Annotated in this window: 15 protein-coding genes and 1 pseudogene; 14 read left to right on the top strand and 2 right to left on the bottom strand. The window is 69.3% G+C overall.

Features of this window, described 5'->3' with window-relative positions; all coding sequences use genetic code 11:
- Positions 1-48: 48 nt before the first annotated feature.
- Positions 49-972: a 1,4-dihydroxy-2-naphthoyl-CoA synthase gene (locus tag MJQ72_RS39115; protein ID WP_007030899.1), complete on the bottom strand. Its 924-nt coding sequence runs from the start codon at positions 970-972 to the stop codon at positions 49-51.
- A gap of 57 nt (positions 973-1,029) precedes the next feature.
- Here MJQ72_RS39115 and menD point away from each other — a divergent pair, with 57 nt between their 5' ends.
- The 3 genes from menD to MJQ72_RS39100 all read left to right on the top strand — a co-directional run bounded on the left by menD (position 1,030) and on the right by MJQ72_RS39100 (position 4,807).
- On the top strand, positions 1,030-2,706 hold the full coding sequence (gene menD / locus MJQ72_RS39110) for a 2-succinyl-5-enolpyruvyl-6-hydroxy-3-cyclohexene-1-carboxylic-acid synthase (RefSeq protein ID WP_240595961.1): 1,677 nt from the start codon (positions 1,030-1,032) through the stop codon (positions 2,704-2,706).
- 108 nt (positions 2,707-2,814) lie between these two features.
- On the top strand, positions 2,815-4,332 hold the full coding sequence (locus tag MJQ72_RS39105) for a M1 family metallopeptidase (protein WP_240595960.1): 1,518 nt from the start codon (positions 2,815-2,817) through the stop codon (positions 4,330-4,332).
- A gap of 22 nt (positions 4,333-4,354) precedes the next feature.
- A complete protein-coding gene (locus MJQ72_RS39100) occupies positions 4,355-4,807 on the top strand; it encodes a DUF3592 domain-containing protein (protein WP_240595959.1) in 453 nt (150 codons plus the stop codon).
- Between the two features lie 221 nt (positions 4,808-5,028).
- On the opposite strand, the gene MJQ72_RS39095 is transcribed toward MJQ72_RS39100, so the two are convergent.
- Positions 5,029-5,859, bottom strand: coding sequence for an inositol monophosphatase (locus MJQ72_RS39095; protein ID WP_043847870.1), 831 nt, complete (start codon positions 5,857-5,859; stop codon positions 5,029-5,031).
- A 51-nt stretch (positions 5,860-5,910) separates the two neighbouring features.
- Here MJQ72_RS39095 and MJQ72_RS39090 point away from each other — a divergent pair.
- The 11 genes and pseudogenes from MJQ72_RS39090 to nuoF form a co-directional block, all read left to right on the top strand.
- A pseudogene (locus tag MJQ72_RS39090) lies at positions 5,911-6,927 on the top strand (glycosyltransferase family 4 protein); the annotation flags it as partial.
- A gap of 163 nt (positions 6,928-7,090) precedes the next feature.
- Positions 7,091-8,194: a glycosyltransferase family 1 protein gene (locus tag MJQ72_RS39085; protein WP_240595958.1), complete on the top strand. Its 1,104-nt coding sequence runs from the start codon at positions 7,091-7,093 to the stop codon at positions 8,192-8,194.
- Between the two features lie 69 nt (positions 8,195-8,263).
- On the top strand, positions 8,264-9,034 hold the full coding sequence (locus MJQ72_RS39080) for an AfsR/SARP family transcriptional regulator (protein WP_240595957.1): 771 nt from the start codon (positions 8,264-8,266) through the stop codon (positions 9,032-9,034).
- 69 nt (positions 9,035-9,103) lie between these two features.
- Positions 9,104-9,808: a demethylmenaquinone methyltransferase gene (locus MJQ72_RS39075; RefSeq protein WP_240595956.1), complete on the top strand. Its 705-nt coding sequence runs from the start codon at positions 9,104-9,106 to the stop codon at positions 9,806-9,808.
- The gene (locus MJQ72_RS39070) at positions 9,805-11,094 is read left to right on the top strand and encodes a geranylgeranyl reductase family protein (protein WP_240595955.1); all 1,290 of its coding nucleotides are present in this window, start codon (positions 9,805-9,807) and stop codon (positions 11,092-11,094) included. Before MJQ72_RS39075 ends, MJQ72_RS39070 begins: the two co-directional genes overlap by 4 nt.
- A 506-nt stretch (positions 11,095-11,600) precedes the next feature.
- Positions 11,601-12,008: an NADH-quinone oxidoreductase subunit A gene (locus tag MJQ72_RS39065; protein WP_037335926.1), complete on the top strand. Its 408-nt coding sequence runs from the start codon at positions 11,601-11,603 to the stop codon at positions 12,006-12,008.
- Positions 12,009-12,014: 6 nt separating this feature from the next.
- Entirely contained in the window at positions 12,015-12,563 is a 549-nt protein-coding gene (locus MJQ72_RS39060; protein WP_005151847.1) for an NADH-quinone oxidoreductase subunit B family protein, read from the top strand.
- Positions 12,564-12,568: 5 nt separating this feature from the next.
- The gene (locus MJQ72_RS39055) at positions 12,569-13,333 is read left to right on the top strand and encodes an NADH-quinone oxidoreductase subunit C (RefSeq protein WP_240595954.1); all 765 of its coding nucleotides are present in this window, start codon (positions 12,569-12,571) and stop codon (positions 13,331-13,333) included.
- The gene (locus tag MJQ72_RS39050; RefSeq protein ID WP_073847215.1) at positions 13,330-14,661 is read left to right on the top strand and encodes an NADH-quinone oxidoreductase subunit D; all 1,332 of its coding nucleotides are present in this window, start codon (positions 13,330-13,332) and stop codon (positions 14,659-14,661) included. The genes MJQ72_RS39055 and MJQ72_RS39050 overlap by 4 nt, the downstream gene beginning before the upstream one ends.
- Positions 14,658-15,530, top strand: a complete 873-nt coding sequence (gene nuoE / locus MJQ72_RS39045; protein WP_240595953.1) for an NADH-quinone oxidoreductase subunit NuoE — start codon at positions 14,658-14,660, stop codon at positions 15,528-15,530. The genes MJQ72_RS39050 and nuoE overlap by 4 nt, the downstream gene beginning before the upstream one ends.
- Positions 15,530-16,825, top strand: coding sequence for an NADH-quinone oxidoreductase subunit NuoF (gene nuoF, locus MJQ72_RS39040; protein WP_240595952.1), 1,296 nt, complete (start codon positions 15,530-15,532; stop codon positions 16,823-16,825). Before nuoE ends, nuoF begins: the two co-directional genes overlap by 1 nt.
- The last annotated feature ends 25 nt before the right edge of the window (positions 16,826-16,850 follow it).

Raw genomic sequence — 16,850 nt, 5'->3', positions numbered from 1 at the left:
AGCCGCCGAATGCCCTGCTCCAGGCCTTTTCGCCTGGTCGAAAAGGGGTCAGTAGTAGTACGGGAACGCCGACCAGTCGGGGGAGCGCTTCTCCAGGAACGAGTCGCGGCCCTCGACGGCCTCGTCCTGCATGTACGCCAGCCGGGTGGTTTCGCCGGCGAAGAGCTGCTGGCCGACCAGGCCGTCGTCGGTGAGGTTGAACGCGTACTTGAGCATCCGCTGCGCCGTCGGCGACTTGCCGTTGATCGCCCACGCCCAGTCCAGCGCCTCGGCCTCGAGCTTCGCGTGCGGGACGGCGGAGTTGACCGCGCCCATCGCCTGCATCTGCTCGGCCGTGTACTCGCGGCCGAGGAAGAAGATCTCCCGCGCGAACTTCTGCCCGACCTGCTTGGCCAGGTACGCCGAGCCGTAGCCGCCGTCGAAGGAGCCGACATCCGCGTCGGTCTGCTTGAACCGCGCGTGCTCGGCCGAAGCCAGCGTGAGGTCGCACACCACGTGCAGCGAGTGCCCGCCGCCCGCCGCCCACCCCGGGACCACGGCGATGACCACCTTCGGCATGAACCTGATCAGCCGTTGGACCTCGAGAATGTGCAGCCGTCCGGCCCTGGCGGGATCGATCGTGTCGGAGGTCTCCCCGTCCGCGTACTGATACCCGGAGCGTCCGCGAATACGCTGGTCACCGCCGGAGCAGAACGCCCAGCCGCCGTCCTTCGGCGACGGGCCGTTGCCGGTGAGCAGGACGCAGCCGACGTCCGAGCTCATCCGCGCGTGGTCGAGCGCGCGGTACAGCTCGTCGACGGTGTGCGGGCGGAAGGCGTTGCGGACCTCGGGACGGTCGAACGCGACACGTACGACACGTTTGCCTGAGCGGCTCTCAGAGGAGCGGTGATAGGTGATGTCGGTGAAGTCGAAACCTTCGACCTCGGTCCACAAGGCCGGGTCGAACAGCTCGGAAACCTGGGCGTCATCCACGTTTGGGAGAATAGGACGTGTGGCCGTGAGTCGTAGTGTGAAACCCGAGGTCTGCCGGTGAATCCTTCCACCGCGCAGGCCAGGGTCATCGTCGACGAACTCGTCCGCAACACCGTCTCGCACGTCGTCCTCTGCCCGGGCTCACGCAACGCCCCGCTGTCGATCGCGCTGTACGACGCGGCGGCCGCCGGACGCCTCCAGCTGCACGTCCGCATCGACGAACGCGGCGCCGCCTTCCTTGCCCTCGGCATCGCCGCGCGCACCGGCCGCCCCGTGGCCGTGCTGTGCACCTCGGGCACCGCGGCGGCGAATTTCCACCCCGCCGTGCTGGAGGCCGATCGCGCGGGGGTCCCGCTGATCGTGCTGACCGCCGACCGGCCGCCCGAGATGCGGGCCGCCGGCGCGAGCCAGGTCATCGACCAGCACCAGCTCTACGGCAACGCCGTCCGCTACTTCGACGAGCTGGCCGTCGCCGAGCGCCGGTCCGGGCAGAACTCGTACTGGCGCGGCCAGATCTGCCGCGCCTGGAACGCCGCGTACGGCGAATGGCGCTGCGGGCCCGTGCACCTGAACATCCCGTTCCGCGAGCCGCTGGTGCCGGACATCGACGATGACGGCGAGTGGTACGAGTCACTCGAAGGGCGTCCCGACGGCGCTCGCTGGACCGAGCTCCCCGACTTCGGCGCGCTTCCCTCGTTCGTGGTGCCCTCGGCCCGGTCCGGCCTGGTCATCGCGTGCGACACCGGCGTGCAGGCGGCCAGCGAATGGGCCGAACTGCACGGTTGGCCGGTCGTCTCCGAAACCGGCGGCATCGGGATGGCGGGTGCGACGGCGATCTCGTCCGGCGCGTGGCTGCTCGGTGTCGAGGAATTCATCTCGCGGCACAAACCCGAGCAGGTCCTGTGCATCGGCCGTCCGACGGTGTTCCGGCAGGTCCAGCGGGTGCTGTCCGATCCCGACGTCGAGGTGCTGCTGGTCCGGCCCGATTCGGACTGGCCCGCGCCCGCGCACAACGTCCGCCAGGTCGGGCAGTGGTTCGACGAACCGTCCAAACCGGCCGACCCGGAATGGCTGGCGAGCTGGCAGCGCGCGGACAAGGCGGCGTCGGCCGCGGTGGCCGAAGCGCTGGCCGCGGAGCCGTGGCCGAGCGGGCTGCGCCTGGCGACCGAACTCGTCGACGCGGTCCCGGAAGGGTCGCTGCTGGTGGTCGGCTCGTCCAATCCGACGCGTGACGTCGCGCTCGCCGGACGGCTGCGGCCCGACGTCCTCGTGCACCGCAACCGCGGCGTCGCCGGGATCGACGGCATGGTCTCGACGGCGATCGGCGCCGCGACCGTCCACAGGGGACATTCGTACGCCCTGCTCGGTGACCTGACGTTCCTGCACGACGCGAGCGGCCTGCTGACCGGACCCGCCGAACAGCGACCCGACCTGACGATCGTGGTGCTCAACGACGACGGCGGCGGCATCTTCTCCCTGCTGGAGCAGGGCGCGCCGGAGCACAACGCCGGCTTCGAGCGCGTCTTCGGGACGCCGCACGGAGCCGATCTGGGCGCGCTGTGCGCCGGCTACCGCGTGCCGCATGTCGTCGCCGAGACGCTCACCGAGTTCCGCGCGGCGCTCAAGCCCGCGCCGGGGCTGCGGGTGGTGGAGGTCCGGGTGGACCGAACGCGCCACCGCGAGCTGCACGCGCGCCTCCGTACGGCGGTTTCCTCGGCCGTACGGGCTGTCTAGCCGATTTTGATCTCAGTCCAGAGGCTAGGAACCCTTCCTTTGGCTGTGTCTCCCCGAGGGGCACGTGGCTACGTTCGAGCGCGCTGACAAATCCTGGGAGGATTCGCAATGCGCTTGAAGACTCGCGCCGGCTTCGCCGGATTGACCGCGGGCGTCGTCTCGGTACTGCTCGCCGGCAGCGCGGCCGCCGCACCCGCGCCCGGCTCGATCGGCATCGGCGACCCGTACTACCCGCACGCCGGCAACGGCGGCTACGACGTCGGTCACTACGACCTCCGGCTGACCTATCAGCCCGCGACCGACCTGCTGTCCGGGGCCACGACGATCCTGCTCACCGCGACGCAGGACCTCTCGGCGTTCAACCTCGACTTCGGCCTGAAGGTGTCGAGCGTCCGGGTGAACAACCGGCCCGCGAAGTTCGCGACGTCGACCGACGGCACCGGCGAGCTGACCGTCACGCCGTCGGCGCCGCTGAAGAAGGGCCAGACGGCGACGGTCGTCGTCGCCTACGCGGACACGCCTTCGAAGGTGAAGATCGACGGCTTCACCGCCTGGAAGAAGACCCCGGACGGCGCGCTCGCCGTCGACGAGCCGCAGAGCGCGGCCTGGTGGTTCCCGTCCAACGACCACCCGACGGACCTGGCCACCTACGACGTCTCGGTCGAGGTCCCGAACGACGTCGCCGCGTTGTCGAACGGCACGCTCGTGCGCAAGACGGTGCAGCGGCCCGGCTGGACGCGCTGGAACTGGCGCAGCACCAAACCGCAGGCGACGTACCTCACGTCACTGGAGGTCGGCAAGTTCGAGGTGAACCAGCAGACCACGCCGGACGGCCAGCCGTTCATCACCGCGTACGGCGCCGACCTCGGCGAATCGCTCGGCGCGGCCAAGGCCAGCATCGAGCGGACGCCGGAGATCACCGAATTCCTCGCCTCGAAGTTCGGGCCGTACCCGTTCGAGGCGCAGGGCGGCGTCGTCACCACCGGCATCACCTTCGCGCTGGAGAACCAGACGCGGCCGGTGTACGGCGCCCGGGCGTTCCGGTCCGGCTCCAACACCTCGATCGTCGCGCACGAGCAGGCGCACCAGTGGTTCGGCGACAGCGTCACGCTCGGCAAGTGGAGCGAGATCTGGCTGAACGAGGGCTTCGCGTCCTACGGCGAGTTCCTGTGGTCGGAAGAGACCGGCGAAGGCACCGCCGACGAACTCGCGCAGTACATCTACGACTCGGTGCCGGCCGAGGACCCGTTCTGGCAGGTCCTGCCCGCCGACCCGGGCGCGGAGAACCAGTTCGACGCGGCCGTGTACGACCGCGGCGCGCTCGCGGTGCACGCGTTGCGCAAGGCCGTGGGCGACGACACGTTCTTCCGGATCCTGCAGACCTGGCAGCAGGTGAAGAAGGCCAAGTCGGCGGTGATCCCGGAGTTCATCGCGCTGGCGGAGAAGATCTCGGGCAAGCCGCTGTACGACCTGTTCCAGACGTGGCTGTACACCAAGGGCAAGCCCGCCGTGGGCCCGAACGGTGCGCAGGCGGCGTTGCGGGCCGCTGTGACCCCGGTCGCACCGAAGTCCTACCCGCAGATCAAGGCGACGCACGAATTCCTCGCCGAGCGACACGCCCACTGACGGGTAGCGATACGCTCGCGGCGTGACGGCCAAAGCGGAGCGGGTGAGGCGCATCGGGTGGTATGTCGCCCTCGTTGTCGCCTCACTCGTCACCGTGCTCGGTGTCTCGCTGCTGTTCGCCGCCATCCGCAACGACAGCGCGATCGAAGCGCAGCTGGGGCAGGCGACGGCGCAGGTCGAGTCGGTGGCCTTCGACCGCACGATCATCAACTACGCCACCCCCGACGGCATCATCCACAGCCCCGCCAACGGCGTCCTCTACCCGTCCGGGCTGGCCGCCGGGCAGCTGGTGAACATCGAGTACGACGTCGGCGACCCGGAACTCGCGCGGGTGGCCGGACGGTCGGCGGCGAACACGCTGCTGCCGCTGGGCAGCATGATCTTCTTCACCTGGCTGATCGCCGGTCCGCTGCTGTGGTGGATCCGGCGGCAGCGGCTGGCCTACCGGCGCTCGCTCGCCGAGTCCGCCGCCTGATCACGCGAGTTACGCCTCCAAGCACGCGAGTTACGTCCCCAAGCACGCGAGTTCGCTGTCCAATCACGTGTGTCGTCCGTCTGATCACGCGAGTCGTCCGATGGGGCTCGTGGGCTCGGCGTGCGGAACCGGCGAACTCGCGTGCTTGAACGGACGACACACGTGATCGAACGGACGACACGCGTGCTTGGAGGCGTAACTCGCGTGCTTGGGGGCGGAACTCAGCCGACCGACTCCCGCCACCAGCCCAAGACCTCGTCCGCGACGCCGGGCGCGGCGACCAGCAGGGCGTCGACCGGCAAGGCCGTGTCCTCGCCGTGGCGGTCCAGCACCACGGCCCCGGCCTCGATGGCCAGCGCGACCGAGCCGGCGACGTCCCATTCGCGGTAGCTGTGCAGCACCGCCGCGGCCGCGTGCCCCAGCGCGACCTGCGCGATCGCCAGCGCCGCCGAGCCGAGCACCCGGACCCCGGCGTGCGCGGCGGCGGCCCGTTCGATGAACTGGCCCATCCCCGGCCAGACACCCTTGCGCGTGAGCTCCGTGCAGACGATCGCGCCGGCGGTCCCGCACCGGTCGGTGAGCGTGATCGGCTTGCCGTTCGCCCGGGCGCCGCGGCCGCGCGCGGCGGCGTAGATCTGCGCGCGGTACGGATCCGCGACCACGCCCACCACCGGGCCCGAAGCGTCGATCAGGGCGAGGCTGTACGCGCACCACGGCACCCCGGCGACGTAGTTCGCGGTGCCGTCGACCGGGTCGACCACCCAGCGGTATTCGGCGACGTCGGCACCGTGGTCGGCGCCGAATTCGCCGCCGACGACCGGGATACCGGGGAACTCCGCGGTCAGCACGCGGCGGGTGTGCCGTTCGAGGATGCGGTCCGTGTCGGTGACCCAGTCGAAGGGCGAGTCCTTCGGATCGGGCTGGGCGCCCCGGCCGGCGGTCGCGGTGATCACGTCGGTCGCGTCGTTGGCCAGCCGCCCGGCCACTTCGAGGGCCCTCGACACCAGCCCTGGCTCGACGGGCTGAGGCGGCCTAGACGACAGAAGGGTCATGCCTGCCTAGTGTGGCCGAGCCTGGTTTACGGAACACGACCTTGAGATGACATGTCGTCTGTTCCGTTTTTGTTGGCGTGGCCGTCACAACCGGATGCGACAGTGATCCGCGTGCGAGTCGCGATAGTCACCGAAAGTTTCCTGCCCCAGGTGAACGGCGTGACCAACTCCGTGCTCCGCGTCGTGGAACACCTCCGCGACCGCGCGCACGACGTGCTGATCATCGCCCCGGGCCCGGGTCCCGTGGAGTACCTCGGCGCCCCGGTCGTGCGCATCCCCGCCCTCGACTTCCCCGGCGTGAACTCCCTCCCGGTCGGCGTGCCGACCAGGACGGTGCTCACCGCGCTGGCCGATTTCGGGCCGGACGTGGTGCATCTGGCGTCGCCGTTCGTGGTCGGCGCGCGAGGGCTCGCCGCGGCGAGGCGGCTGCGGGTGCCGTGTGTCGCGGTGTACCAGACCGACATCGCCGGTTTCGCCGCCGCGTACGGCTTCGGCATCGCCGCCCGCGCCGCCTGGCGCTGGGTGCGCCGCCTGCACTCGCGGGCCGACCGCACGCTCGCGCCGTCGACGGATTCGGTGGAACAGCTGAAACTGCACGGGATCCCGCGCGTGCACCGCTGGGCGCGCGGCGTCGACATCGAGCGGTTCTCGCCGGCCCACGCCGATCCCGCGTTGCGTGCCGAACTGGCGCCGAACGGCGAACTGCTGGTCGGTTTCGTCGGCAGGCTCGCGCCCGAGAAGGAGGTCGACAGGCTGACCGCGCTCGCCGGGGTCGACGGCATCCGCGTGGTCGTCGTCGGGGACGGGCCGGAGTTGCCGATGCTGCGCGAACGCATTCCGGGCGCGGCGTTCCTCGGCGCCCGTTACGGCGAGGAGCTTTCCGCCGCGTATGCGAGCCTCGACGTCTTCGTCCACACAGGACCGCACGAGACGTTCTGCCAGGCCATCCAGGAGGCGATGGCGTCCGGGCTTCCCGTGCTCGCTCCGGACGCGGGCGGGCCGAAGGATCTGGTCCTGCCCGGCCGCACCGGCTACCTGCTGCCCGCGGACCGCGCCGGGTTCGCGACGGCGCTGGTGGACAAGGTGAACGACCTGCGTGACGAAGCGCTCCGGGCCAGGCTGGGGAGAAGGCGCGCAAGGTCGTGCTGGGCCGGACCTGGCCCGCCGTCTGCCACGAGCTGGTCGGCCACTACGAGGCCGTCCAGGGCAAAGTCGCTCGCGCGGCGTAGAAATGCACATCGTCCAGCTGGCCAACTTCTACGGACCACGCTCGGGCGGGCTGCGGACGGCGCTGCATCATCTCGGCGCCGGGTACGTGGCCAGCGGCCATCAGGTGACCCTCGTGGTGCCCGGGCGGCGCTACGCGGACGAAACACTGCCCTCGGGAGTCCGCCGGTTTTCCCTTCCAGCACCGCAAATCCCGGGTACGGGCGGCTATCGCGCGGTCGATCCGCATCGTGTGCGCGCGGTGCTGAAACGCCTGGAGCCGGACAGGCTCGAAGTGTCCGACAGGCTCACCCTGCGCGGCATGGGGGTCTGGGCGCGGCGCAACGGCGTACCCAGCATGGTGATCTCGCACGAGCGCCTCGACAGGCTGCTGGAGCAGTTCCTGATGCCCGAACCCGTCGCGCGGCGCGTCGCGGACGTCGCGAACCGCCGGATGGCGCGGCGGTACGACACGGTGGTCTGCACGACGGCGTTCGCCCGCGCGGAGTTCGACCGGATCGCCGCGCCGAACGTGCGGCGCGTCCCGCTCGGCGTCGACCTCACGACCTTCGCCCCGGCCCGGCGCGACGACGGCTGGCGGCACACGCTGACCGGGAACGCCGACGCGCTGATCGTCCACTGTGGACGCTTGTCGCCGGAGAAGCACGTCGAACGCAGTGTGGACACCGTCGCCGAGCTCACCGAGGCCGGGCACCGCGTACGGCTCGTCATCGCCGGAGACGGACCCAGACGGCGGGCGCTGGAACGGCGGGCGCGCGGGCTTCCGGTGACCTTCCTCGGCTTCCTCTCCGGACGCGGCGACGTCGCCCGGCTGCTGGCCAGCGCCGACGTCTCCCTCGCGCCCGGTCCACACGAGACGTTCGGGCTGGCCGCGCTGGAGGCGCTCGCTTCGGGCACGCCCGTGGTGGTCTCGGCGTCGTCGGCGCTGAGGGAGATCGTGCGGCCCGGCTGCGGCGAAGCCGTCGACGATCGCGCTCCCGCGTTCGCGGGTGCGGTCACCGGTCTCCTGGAGAGCCCCGAGGACGCCCGGCGGGCGGCGGCGCGGGCGCGCGCGGAGGAATTCGCCTGGCCGCGGTCGGTGCGGGGAATGCTCTCCGCACTCAGTTGATCACTTTGTATCTTCTTTGTACAACCGGCATTCATCGTCCCCTCACGCCATCGAGCGAGAGGACGGCACGTGAGGTTCGAAGTACTGGGTACGTTCAGCATCTCTTCCGGTTCGGGGTCGGTCCCGCTGCACGGCCGGATGCGGAGAACGCTCCTCGGCGTGCTGCTGGTCCGAGCGAACACCTTCGTCCCGGTGAACGTGCTCACCGAGGCCCTGTGGGACAGCAAGTGGGAGCCGCGGGCGGTGCCGAAGCTGCACTGGCACGTCCACAAGCTGCGGCAGGCCCTGCCCGAGGGCGACCGGCTCGTCTTCGACAACGGCGGCTACCGGCTGGAGGTCCATCCCGGCGAACTCGACGTCGAGACCTTCGAGACGCTGGCGGGCCAGGCGCTGAAGACCGCGGACCCCGCACAGCGCGCTTCGCTGATCCGGCAGGCCCTCACGCACTGGCACGGCGCGCCCTACGAAGGCCTCGACGTCCCCCTGCTTTCGGACGAGACGATGCGTCTCTCGGAGCACCGGCTGGTCCTGCTCGAAGAGCTCTACCAGGCGGAACTCGACCTGGGGCGGCACGCGAGCGCGGCCGTCGAGCTGGCCGATCTGGTGCGGCGGCACCCCTTGCGGCAGCGTGCCCAGTACCTCCTGATGGACGCTCTGTGGCGAGCCGGGCGCACCTCCGACGCGCTGGCGGCGTACCGGCGTGCGCGCCGGGTCTCGGTCGATCAGCTCGGCCTCGAACCGGGGCCGGAACTGCGGTTGCTGGAGCGGAGGATCCTCGCCGGCGAGGTCGCGGGGGCCGGTGCGCACCGTGCCCCGGCGTTGCTTCACCGGGCCAGGTGAACCTACGGGGCGTCGCTTTGCTCCCGCTTGGGTGACCTCTCTCAGAACTCCGGGGTTAGGGTTCGAGGTATGTCCCGAGCGAGTCTTGACAAGGATCCGCACGAAGTCGCCGCCATGTTCGACGACGTCGCGGACGGCTACGACCGCGCGAATTCGTTCATGACCTTCGGCTTCGACCGCCGCTGGCGCACCATCACCGGCCGGGTGCTGGACGCCAAACGCGGCGAGAAGGTGCTGGACCTCGCGGCGGGCACCGGTGTGTCCACCGTCGAGTACGCGCGCAACGGCGCGTGGTGCCTCGCGGCGGACTTCTCGGTCGGCATGCTCAAGGCGGGCAAGCATCGCGGCGTCCCGATGGTGGCCGCCGACGCGATGAAGCTGCCGTTCGCCGACGACAGCTTCGACGCGGTGACCATCTCGCTCGCGCTGCGGAACTTCGTCGACACCAAGGCCGCGCTCACCGAGATCGCGCGGGTGGTCAAACCGGGCGGCCGTCTGGTGATCTGCGAGGTGTCGACGCCCACATTCCCGCCGATCCGGTTCCTGCACCGGAAGTTCATCGCGAAGCTGCTCACCTGGGTCGGCGCCAGGACCTCGTCGAACCCCGAGGCCTACTCCTACCTGGCCGAATCCATGCTCGCGTGGCCGGATCAGCGGACCCTGGGCGAGATCATCGCGAGCGCCGGGTGGACCGAGGTGGAGTGGCTGAACCTCACGTTCGGCGTCGTCGCCATCCACCGCGCGAAGAAGCCATCCGTAAACTCGCGCGCATGACCAACCGTCGCAACCCTGACCACGACGCCGAAGTCATCGTCGTCGGTGCCGGACCGGCCGGCTCCACCGCCGCCACGTACCTCGCCCGCGCGGGCGTCGACGTGCTGCTGCTGGAGAAGACCGAGTTCCCGCGCGAGAAGGTGTGCGGCGACGGTCTGACCCCGCGTGGCGTCAAGCAGCTCATCGACCTGGGGATCGACACCAGCGAGGACGCGGGCTGGGTGCACAGCCGCGGCCTGCGGATCCTCACCGGCGAGCTCACGCTGGAACTGGACTGGCCGGACCTGACGAGCTACCCGCCGTACGGTGTTTCGCGGACCCGCCAGGACTTCGACGACCTGCTCGCGAAGACCGCGGTCAAGGCGGGCGCGCGGCTCTACGAGCGCACCACCGTCACCGGCGCCATCACCAGCCCGACCGGCCGCGTGATCGGCGTCGAGGCGAAGGTCGGCCCGGAAAAGACGCCGGTGAGCTATCGCGCTCCGCTGGTCCTCGCCTGCGACGGCGTCTCCGCGCGGCTCGCGCTGAGCGTCGGCATCCAGAAGAACGAGAAGCGCCCGATGGGTGTCGCGGTGCGGCAGTACTACAAGAGCCCGCGTCACGACGACCCGTTCATCGAGGGCCACCTGGAGCTGTGGGACCGCTCGGACCCGCGCGATCCGAAGCTGCTGCCCGGCTACGGCTGGGCGTTCCCGCTCGGCGACGGCACGGTGAACGTCGGCCTCGGCATGCTGTCGACGTCGGCCGCGTTCCGCAGCACCGACTACCGCGCGCTGCTGCGCCAGTGGCTCGACGGGACGCCCGAGGAATGGGGCTACCGTGAGGAGAACGCCATCGGCAAGGTCGGCGGCGCCGGTCTCCCGATGGGCTTCAACCGCACCCCGCACTACCGCGACGGCCTGCTGCTGCTCGGCGACGCGGGCGGCATGGTCAGCCCGTTCAACGGCGAGGGCATCTCGGCCGCGATGGAGTCCGCGCAGCTGGCGTCGGAGTTCGTCGTGCAGGCGCTGGCGCGGCGCGAAGGACCTTCGCGTGAGCGGGCGCTGGAGGGCTACCCGCGCGCCGTCGCGGAGCTGATGGGCGGCTACTACCGGCTCGGCAACGTGTTCGCGAAGCTGATCGGGAAGCCGAAGATCATGCACGCCGCGACGAAGTACGGGCTGCGGATCAACGCCATCCTTCCGTTGGTCTACAAGGGACTTTCGGGTTGCTACGACGCCAAGGGCGGGGACGGCGTGGACCGCCTCATCGCCGCTCTGGCGCGCGCCACTCCCTCCCCTCGCTGAACGCCGGGCCGAAGGGGCCCTTCACCGCATGCGACGCGGCGAAGGGCCCCTTCGTCGCGTCTGACGAGGGGAAAGGAGCCTTCAGCTCCACACGTCTGGACCAGTCACGGGTACTCCGCGCAGTGGTATCGGTCACAGGACAAACGCGGTCAAACGGACCCCTGAAGCCGATCTTGAGAACGACGTCGCAGGTCACCGGTACCGCACGCGGGAAGTAACCGTACTGGCCGTGCGGCCAAGTTAGGGCAGCCTTATAGCACGGGGCCTAGGGACAAGAATGTGAGTCACGTCCTACACTCGCCCCATGCTTTGTGAATCGCTTCACATCCTCGACGGGAGGCTTGTGAACTATTTCACAAGCAAGGGGGCCGTCATGCACGGCCCGTAAGGGTTGCCTAACCCTCGGCGGTGTGACCCAGGTGACTTAGGGTGCCGACCGAGGGAAGCGGTGAACCCCGACTCGAAAACCGCAGCGGCGCGGAAAGGATGGCGAAAACCCCGTGCTGATGTTGCCCGTGCTGGCCCAGGCGGACACCTCGAAGGTGCCCAACCTGGACATGTACCTCCCCCTGGTCCTCCTGTTCGTCCTCGCTCTCGCGTTCGCGGTGCTTTCGGTGCTGCTCGGCCCGCTCGTCGGCCCGAGCCGGGCCAACAAGGCGAAGCTCGCGGCCTACGAATGCGGTATCGAACCGTCGCCGCAGCCGGTCGTCGGCGGCGGCCGGATGCCGGTCGCGTACTACATCACCGCGATGCTGTTCATCCTGTTCGACATCGAGATGGTCTTCCTCTACCCGTTCGCGGTCTCCGCGGACGCGCTGGGCATGTTCGGCCTGGTGGAGATCGTGCTGTTCATCGCGACGGTCGGTTTCGCGTACGCCTACGTATGGCGTCGCGGCGGCCTGGATTGGAACTAGAGAAGCATGGGCCTCGAAGAAAAACTCCCCAACGGCATCCTCCTGGCCAGCCTCGAAGGCCTGGTGAACTGGGCCCGCAAGAACTCCATGTGGCCCGCCACCTTCGGCCTCGCCTGCTGCGCGATCGAGATGATGACCGTCGGCGGCTCCCGCTACGACATCGCCCGCTTCGGCATGGAGCGCTTCAGCGCGACGCCGCGCCAGGCCGATCTGATGATCGTCGCCGGCCGCGTCACGCAGAAGATGGCGCCGGTGCTCCGCCAGATCTACGACCAGATGGCCGAGCCCAAGTGGGTGCTGGCGATGGGCGTCTGCGCCTCGTCCGGCGGCATGTTCAACAACTACGCCGTGGTGCAGGGCGTCGACCACATCGTCCCGGTCGACATGTACCTCCCCGGCTGCCCGCCGCGCCCCGAAATGCTGCTCGACGCGATCCTGAAGCTGCACGCCAAGATCCAGGACGAGCCGATCAACGCCCGCCGGGCCGCGATCCGCGCCGCCAGCGGTGAGCGCACCGAGCTGATCGCCTCCTCGATCAAGTACGCGAAGAAGTGAGCGACGTGCCCGAAGACAACACTCCCGAAGTCCCCGAGACGGGCGGCGAGCAGTCCAGCGCCGAGCGTCCCGAAGCCGGTCTCGAGCCCCAGGGCGTTCGCCCGGCCGAGCCGGTCGTCACCGGTAAAGAGCGCCAGGGCATGTTCGGCGTCCGCGGCACCGGTGACACCTCCGGTTACGGCGGCGTCCGCCTCCCCGCGTACAGCCCGCCCCCGGCGGAGCGCCCGTACGGCGGCTGGTTCGACGAGTTCGCCGACGAGTTCTACGCGGCCTTGGCGGACAACAAGATCCCGGCGCACGCGATCCTGCAGACGACGGTCGACCGCGGTGAGATCACCTTCTACGTCTCCCGCGAGCACCTCGTCGAGATCGCCAAGGTGCTGCGCGACGACGCCGGTCTCCGCTTCGAACTGCTCAGCTCCGTCTCCGGTGTCGACTACGGCGTCGACGTCCCGCAGCGGCTGCACTCGGTCTACCACTTCACGTCGATGACCTACCGCCGCCGCATCCGGCTGGAAGTCACCCTCGACATCGAAGACCCGCATGTCCCGTCGCTGGTCGGGGTCTACCCGACGGCCGACTGGCAGGAGCGGGAAGCCTGGGACATGTTCGGCATCGTCTACGACGGCCACCCGGCGCTGACCCGCATCCTCATGCCGGACGACTGGGACGGTCACCCCCAGCGCAAGGACTACCCGCTCGGCGGGATCCCGGTCGAATACAAGGGCGCGGAGATCCCGCCGCCGGACCAGCGGAGGTCGTACTCGTGAGCATTCACGACGAAGCAACCGAAGTTCCCGAAGCCGACTCCCGCGACACGACCGAAGGCCGCGTCTACACCGTCTCCGGCGGTGACTGGGAAGACCTCATCGAGGACTCCCGCCACGACGAGCGCATGGTCATCAACATGGGCCCGCAGCACCCGTCGACGCACGGCGTGCTCCGGCTCGTGCTGGAGATGGAGGGCGAGACCGTCACCCAGCTCCGCTCGGTCATCGGCTACCTGCACACCGGGATCGAGAAGAACTGCGAGTACCGCACGTGGACCCAGGGCGTCACCTTCGTGACGCGCATGGACTACCTCGCCCCGCTGTCGACCGAGATGGCGTACTGCCTCGGCGTCGAGAAGCTGCTCGGCATCCAGGCCCCGCGCCGCGCCGAGCTGCTGCGCGTGATGCTGCTGGAGATCAACCGCATCGGCTCGCACCTGGTCTACATCGCCACCGGCGGCATGGAACTCGGTGCCACCACGGCGATGACGCTCGGGTTCCGTGAGCGCGAAGAGGTCCTGCACCTGCTGGAGCACCTCACCGGTCTCCGGATGAACCACGCGTTCATCCGCCCCGGCGGTCTCGCGCAGGACATGCCCGCCGACTACCACGAGGTGGTCAGCGCGTTCGTCAAGACGATGGACGAGCGGCTTCCCTTGTACGACAAGCTCTTCACCGGTCAGCCGATCTGGCGCAACCGGCTCAAGGGCGTCGGGTACCTGCCGGTCGACGCGTGCCTCGCGCTCGGCGTCACCGGCCCGGTGCTGCGCAGCGCCGGTCTCCCGTGGGACATGCGCAAGACCGAGCCGTACTCCCGCTACGAGGAGTTCGAGTTCGACATCCCGACCTCCACCGAGGCGGACTGCTGGGCGCGCTACCTGCTGCGTGTCGAGGAGATGCACCAGAGCCTGCGGATCATCAAGCAGTGCCTCAAGAAGCTCGAACCGGGCCCGGTCATGGTCGAGGACAAGAAGGTCGCCTGGCCTGCGCAGCTCTCGATCGGCAGCGACGGCATGGGCAACTCGCTCGAACACGTCCGCAAGATCATGGGCCAGTCGATGGAATCGCTGATCCATCACTTCAAGCTGGTCACCGAGGGCTTCAAGGTCCCGCCGGGCCAGACCTACACGTCGGTGGAGTCGCCGCGCGGTGAACTCGGCGTGCACCTGGTCTCCGACGGCGGCACCAGGCCGCTGCGGGTCCACGTGCGCGAACCGAGCTTCGTGAACCTGCAGTCGATGCCCGCGATGGCCGAAGGCGGCCTGGTGGCGGACGTGATCGCCGCCATCGCCTCGATCGACCCCGTCATGGGGGGAGTGGACCGTTGAGCACCCAGCCCGAAACGACACCCACGCCCGAGCCCGGCACCAGCCTGGCCGAGCAGACCCATATCGCCGCCGGTGGTGACGTCGACGTGATCGCGATCGCGCCGGATCCCGCCGAGGCGGAGGGGATCCTGGAGAACGCGAAGCTCGAAGACATCTTCGACGCCGACACCTACGCCAAGGCGCAGAACCTGATCGCGCGGTACCCGCAGTCGCGGTCGGCGCTGCTGCCGATGCTGCACCTGGTGCAGTCGGTGCAGGGTTACGTGAGCCAGGAGGGCATCGCCTTCTGCGCGCAGAACCTGGATCTCTCCGACGCCGAGGTCAGCGCGGTCGCGACGTTCTACACCATGTACAAGCGCCGTCCGTGCGGCGAGCACCTGGTGAGCGTCTGCACGAATACCCTGTGCGCGGCCATGGGCGGCGACGCGATCTACAAGAAGCTCCAGACGCACCTCGGTTCCGAAGAGAAGCCCTTGGGGCACAACGAGACCGCGGGCACGCCGAACGAGCCCGGCTCGATCACCCTCGAACACGCCGAATGCCTCGCGGCCTGTGACCTCGCCCCGGTCATCCAGGTCAACTACGAGTACTTCGACAACCAGACCGAGGAAAAGGCCGTCGCGCTGGTCGACGCGTTGCAGGCGGGCAAGAAGCCCGCCCCGACGCGCGGCGCGCCGCTGACGAACTTCAAGGGCGCCGAACTGCAGCTCGCCGGGTTCTTCCCGGAGGACGCGCAGCAGTACCGCACGGACGTCGACGGTCCTTCTCAGGCCGTCGAAACCCTGCGGGGAGCGCAGGTCGCGCAGGACCGAGGCTGGACCGCGCCCGCGATGAAGGACGTTCCGCTGCCTGAAGTGGAGAAGAAGTAATGGCCGATCCCATCACTCCGGTCCTCACGAAGCGCTGGCTTTCGCCCAACTCCTGGACGATCCAGTCCTACGAAGCCCTCGAGGGCTACACCGCGATCCGCAAGGCGCTCAAGGCCACTCCCGAGCAGATCGTCCAGCTGGTCAAGGACTCCGGCCTCCGCGGCCGTGGCGGCGCGGGGTTCCCGGCCGGTATCAAGTGGTCCTTCATGCCGCCGAACGAGGACAAGCCGCACTACCTCGTCATCAACGCCGACGAGGGCGAGCCGGGCACCTGCAAGGACATCCCGCTGATGATGGCGGACCCGCACTCGCTGATCGAGGGCTGCATCATCGCCTCGTACGCGATGCGCTCGCACCACTGCTTCATCTACGTCCGCGGCGAGGCGCTGCACTGCATCCGCCGTCTCAACGCGGCCGTGCGCGAGGCGTACGAAGCGGGCTACCTCGGCAAGAACATCCTCGACTCCGGATTCGACCTCGACATCACCGTGCACGCGGGCGCCGGGGCGTACATCTGCGGCGAGGAGACGGCGCTGCTGGACTCGCTGGAAGGCCGTCGCGGCCAGCCGCGGCTCAAGCCGCCGTTCCCGGCCGCCGCGGGTCTCTACGCCGCGCCGACCACGGTGAACAACGTCGAGACCATCGCGAGCGCGCCGTACATCGTCAACGGCGGTTCGAGCTGGTTCCGCGAGATGGGCCGCGAGAAGTCGCCCGGCCCGAAGATCTACTCGATCTCCGGCCACGTCGAGAAGCCCGGCCAGTACGAATGCCCGCTCGGCACCACGCTGCGCGAGCTGCTGGACATGGCGGGCGGCATGAAGGACGGCATCCCGCTGAAGTTCTGGACGCCGGGTGGTTCGTCCACGCCGATGTTCACCGCGGAGCACCTCGATGTTCCGCTGGACTTCGAGGGTGCGGCGGAAGCCGGGTCGATGCTGGGCACGACGGCCGTGCAGGTCTTCAACGAGACCGTTTCCGTGCCGTGGGCCGTGATGAAGTGGACGCAGTTCTACGAGCACGAGTCCTGCGGCAAGTGCACGCCGTGCCGCGAGGGCACCTACTGGCTGGCGCAGATCCTGGAGCGCATGGTCGAGGGCAAGGGCACCGAGGAGGACATCGACACCCTGCTCGACGTCTGCGACAACATCCTCGGCCGCTCGTTCTGCGCACTCGGCGACGGCGCGGTCTCGCCGATCCAGAGCGGGATCAAGTACTTCCGCGAGGAGTTCCTCGCGTTGTGTGAGAAGAACAAGGCTCCGAAGGACGAGCGTGAGCTGGCGGGAGTGAGCGCGTGATGGCTTCAAAGCGGCTGAAGGGGAC

It is taken from the genome of Amycolatopsis sp. EV170708-02-1 (genome assembly GCF_022479115.1).
In the GTDB taxonomy this organism is placed as follows: Bacteria; Actinomycetota; Actinomycetes; order Mycobacteriales; family Pseudonocardiaceae; genus Amycolatopsis.
Note: the sequence above shows the minus strand (reverse complement) of the source record. Positions and strands in the feature narration are given on the sequence as shown.

Coding starts and splice junctions, on each gene's coding strand:
- MJQ72_RS39070 (WP_240595955.1), top strand. CDS start 9,805: ATGACCAACCGTCGCAACCCTGACCACGACGCCGAAGTCATCGTCGTC.
- MJQ72_RS39085 (WP_240595958.1), top strand. CDS start 7,091: ATGCACATCGTCCAGCTGGCCAACTTCTACGGACCACGCTCGGGCGGG.
- MJQ72_RS39095 (WP_043847870.1), bottom strand. CDS start 5,859: ATGACCCTTCTGTCGTCTAGGCCGCCTCAGCCCGTCGAGCCAGGGCTG.
- MJQ72_RS39105 (WP_240595960.1), top strand. CDS start 2,815: ATGCGCTTGAAGACTCGCGCCGGCTTCGCCGGATTGACCGCGGGCGTC.
- nuoF (WP_240595952.1), top strand. CDS start 15,530: ATGGCCGATCCCATCACTCCGGTCCTCACGAAGCGCTGGCTTTCGCCC.
- MJQ72_RS39060 (WP_005151847.1), top strand. CDS start 12,015: ATGGGCCTCGAAGAAAAACTCCCCAACGGCATCCTCCTGGCCAGCCTC.
- MJQ72_RS39075 (WP_240595956.1), top strand. CDS start 9,104: ATGTCCCGAGCGAGTCTTGACAAGGATCCGCACGAAGTCGCCGCCATG.
- MJQ72_RS39065 (WP_037335926.1), top strand. CDS start 11,601: ATGTTGCCCGTGCTGGCCCAGGCGGACACCTCGAAGGTGCCCAACCTG.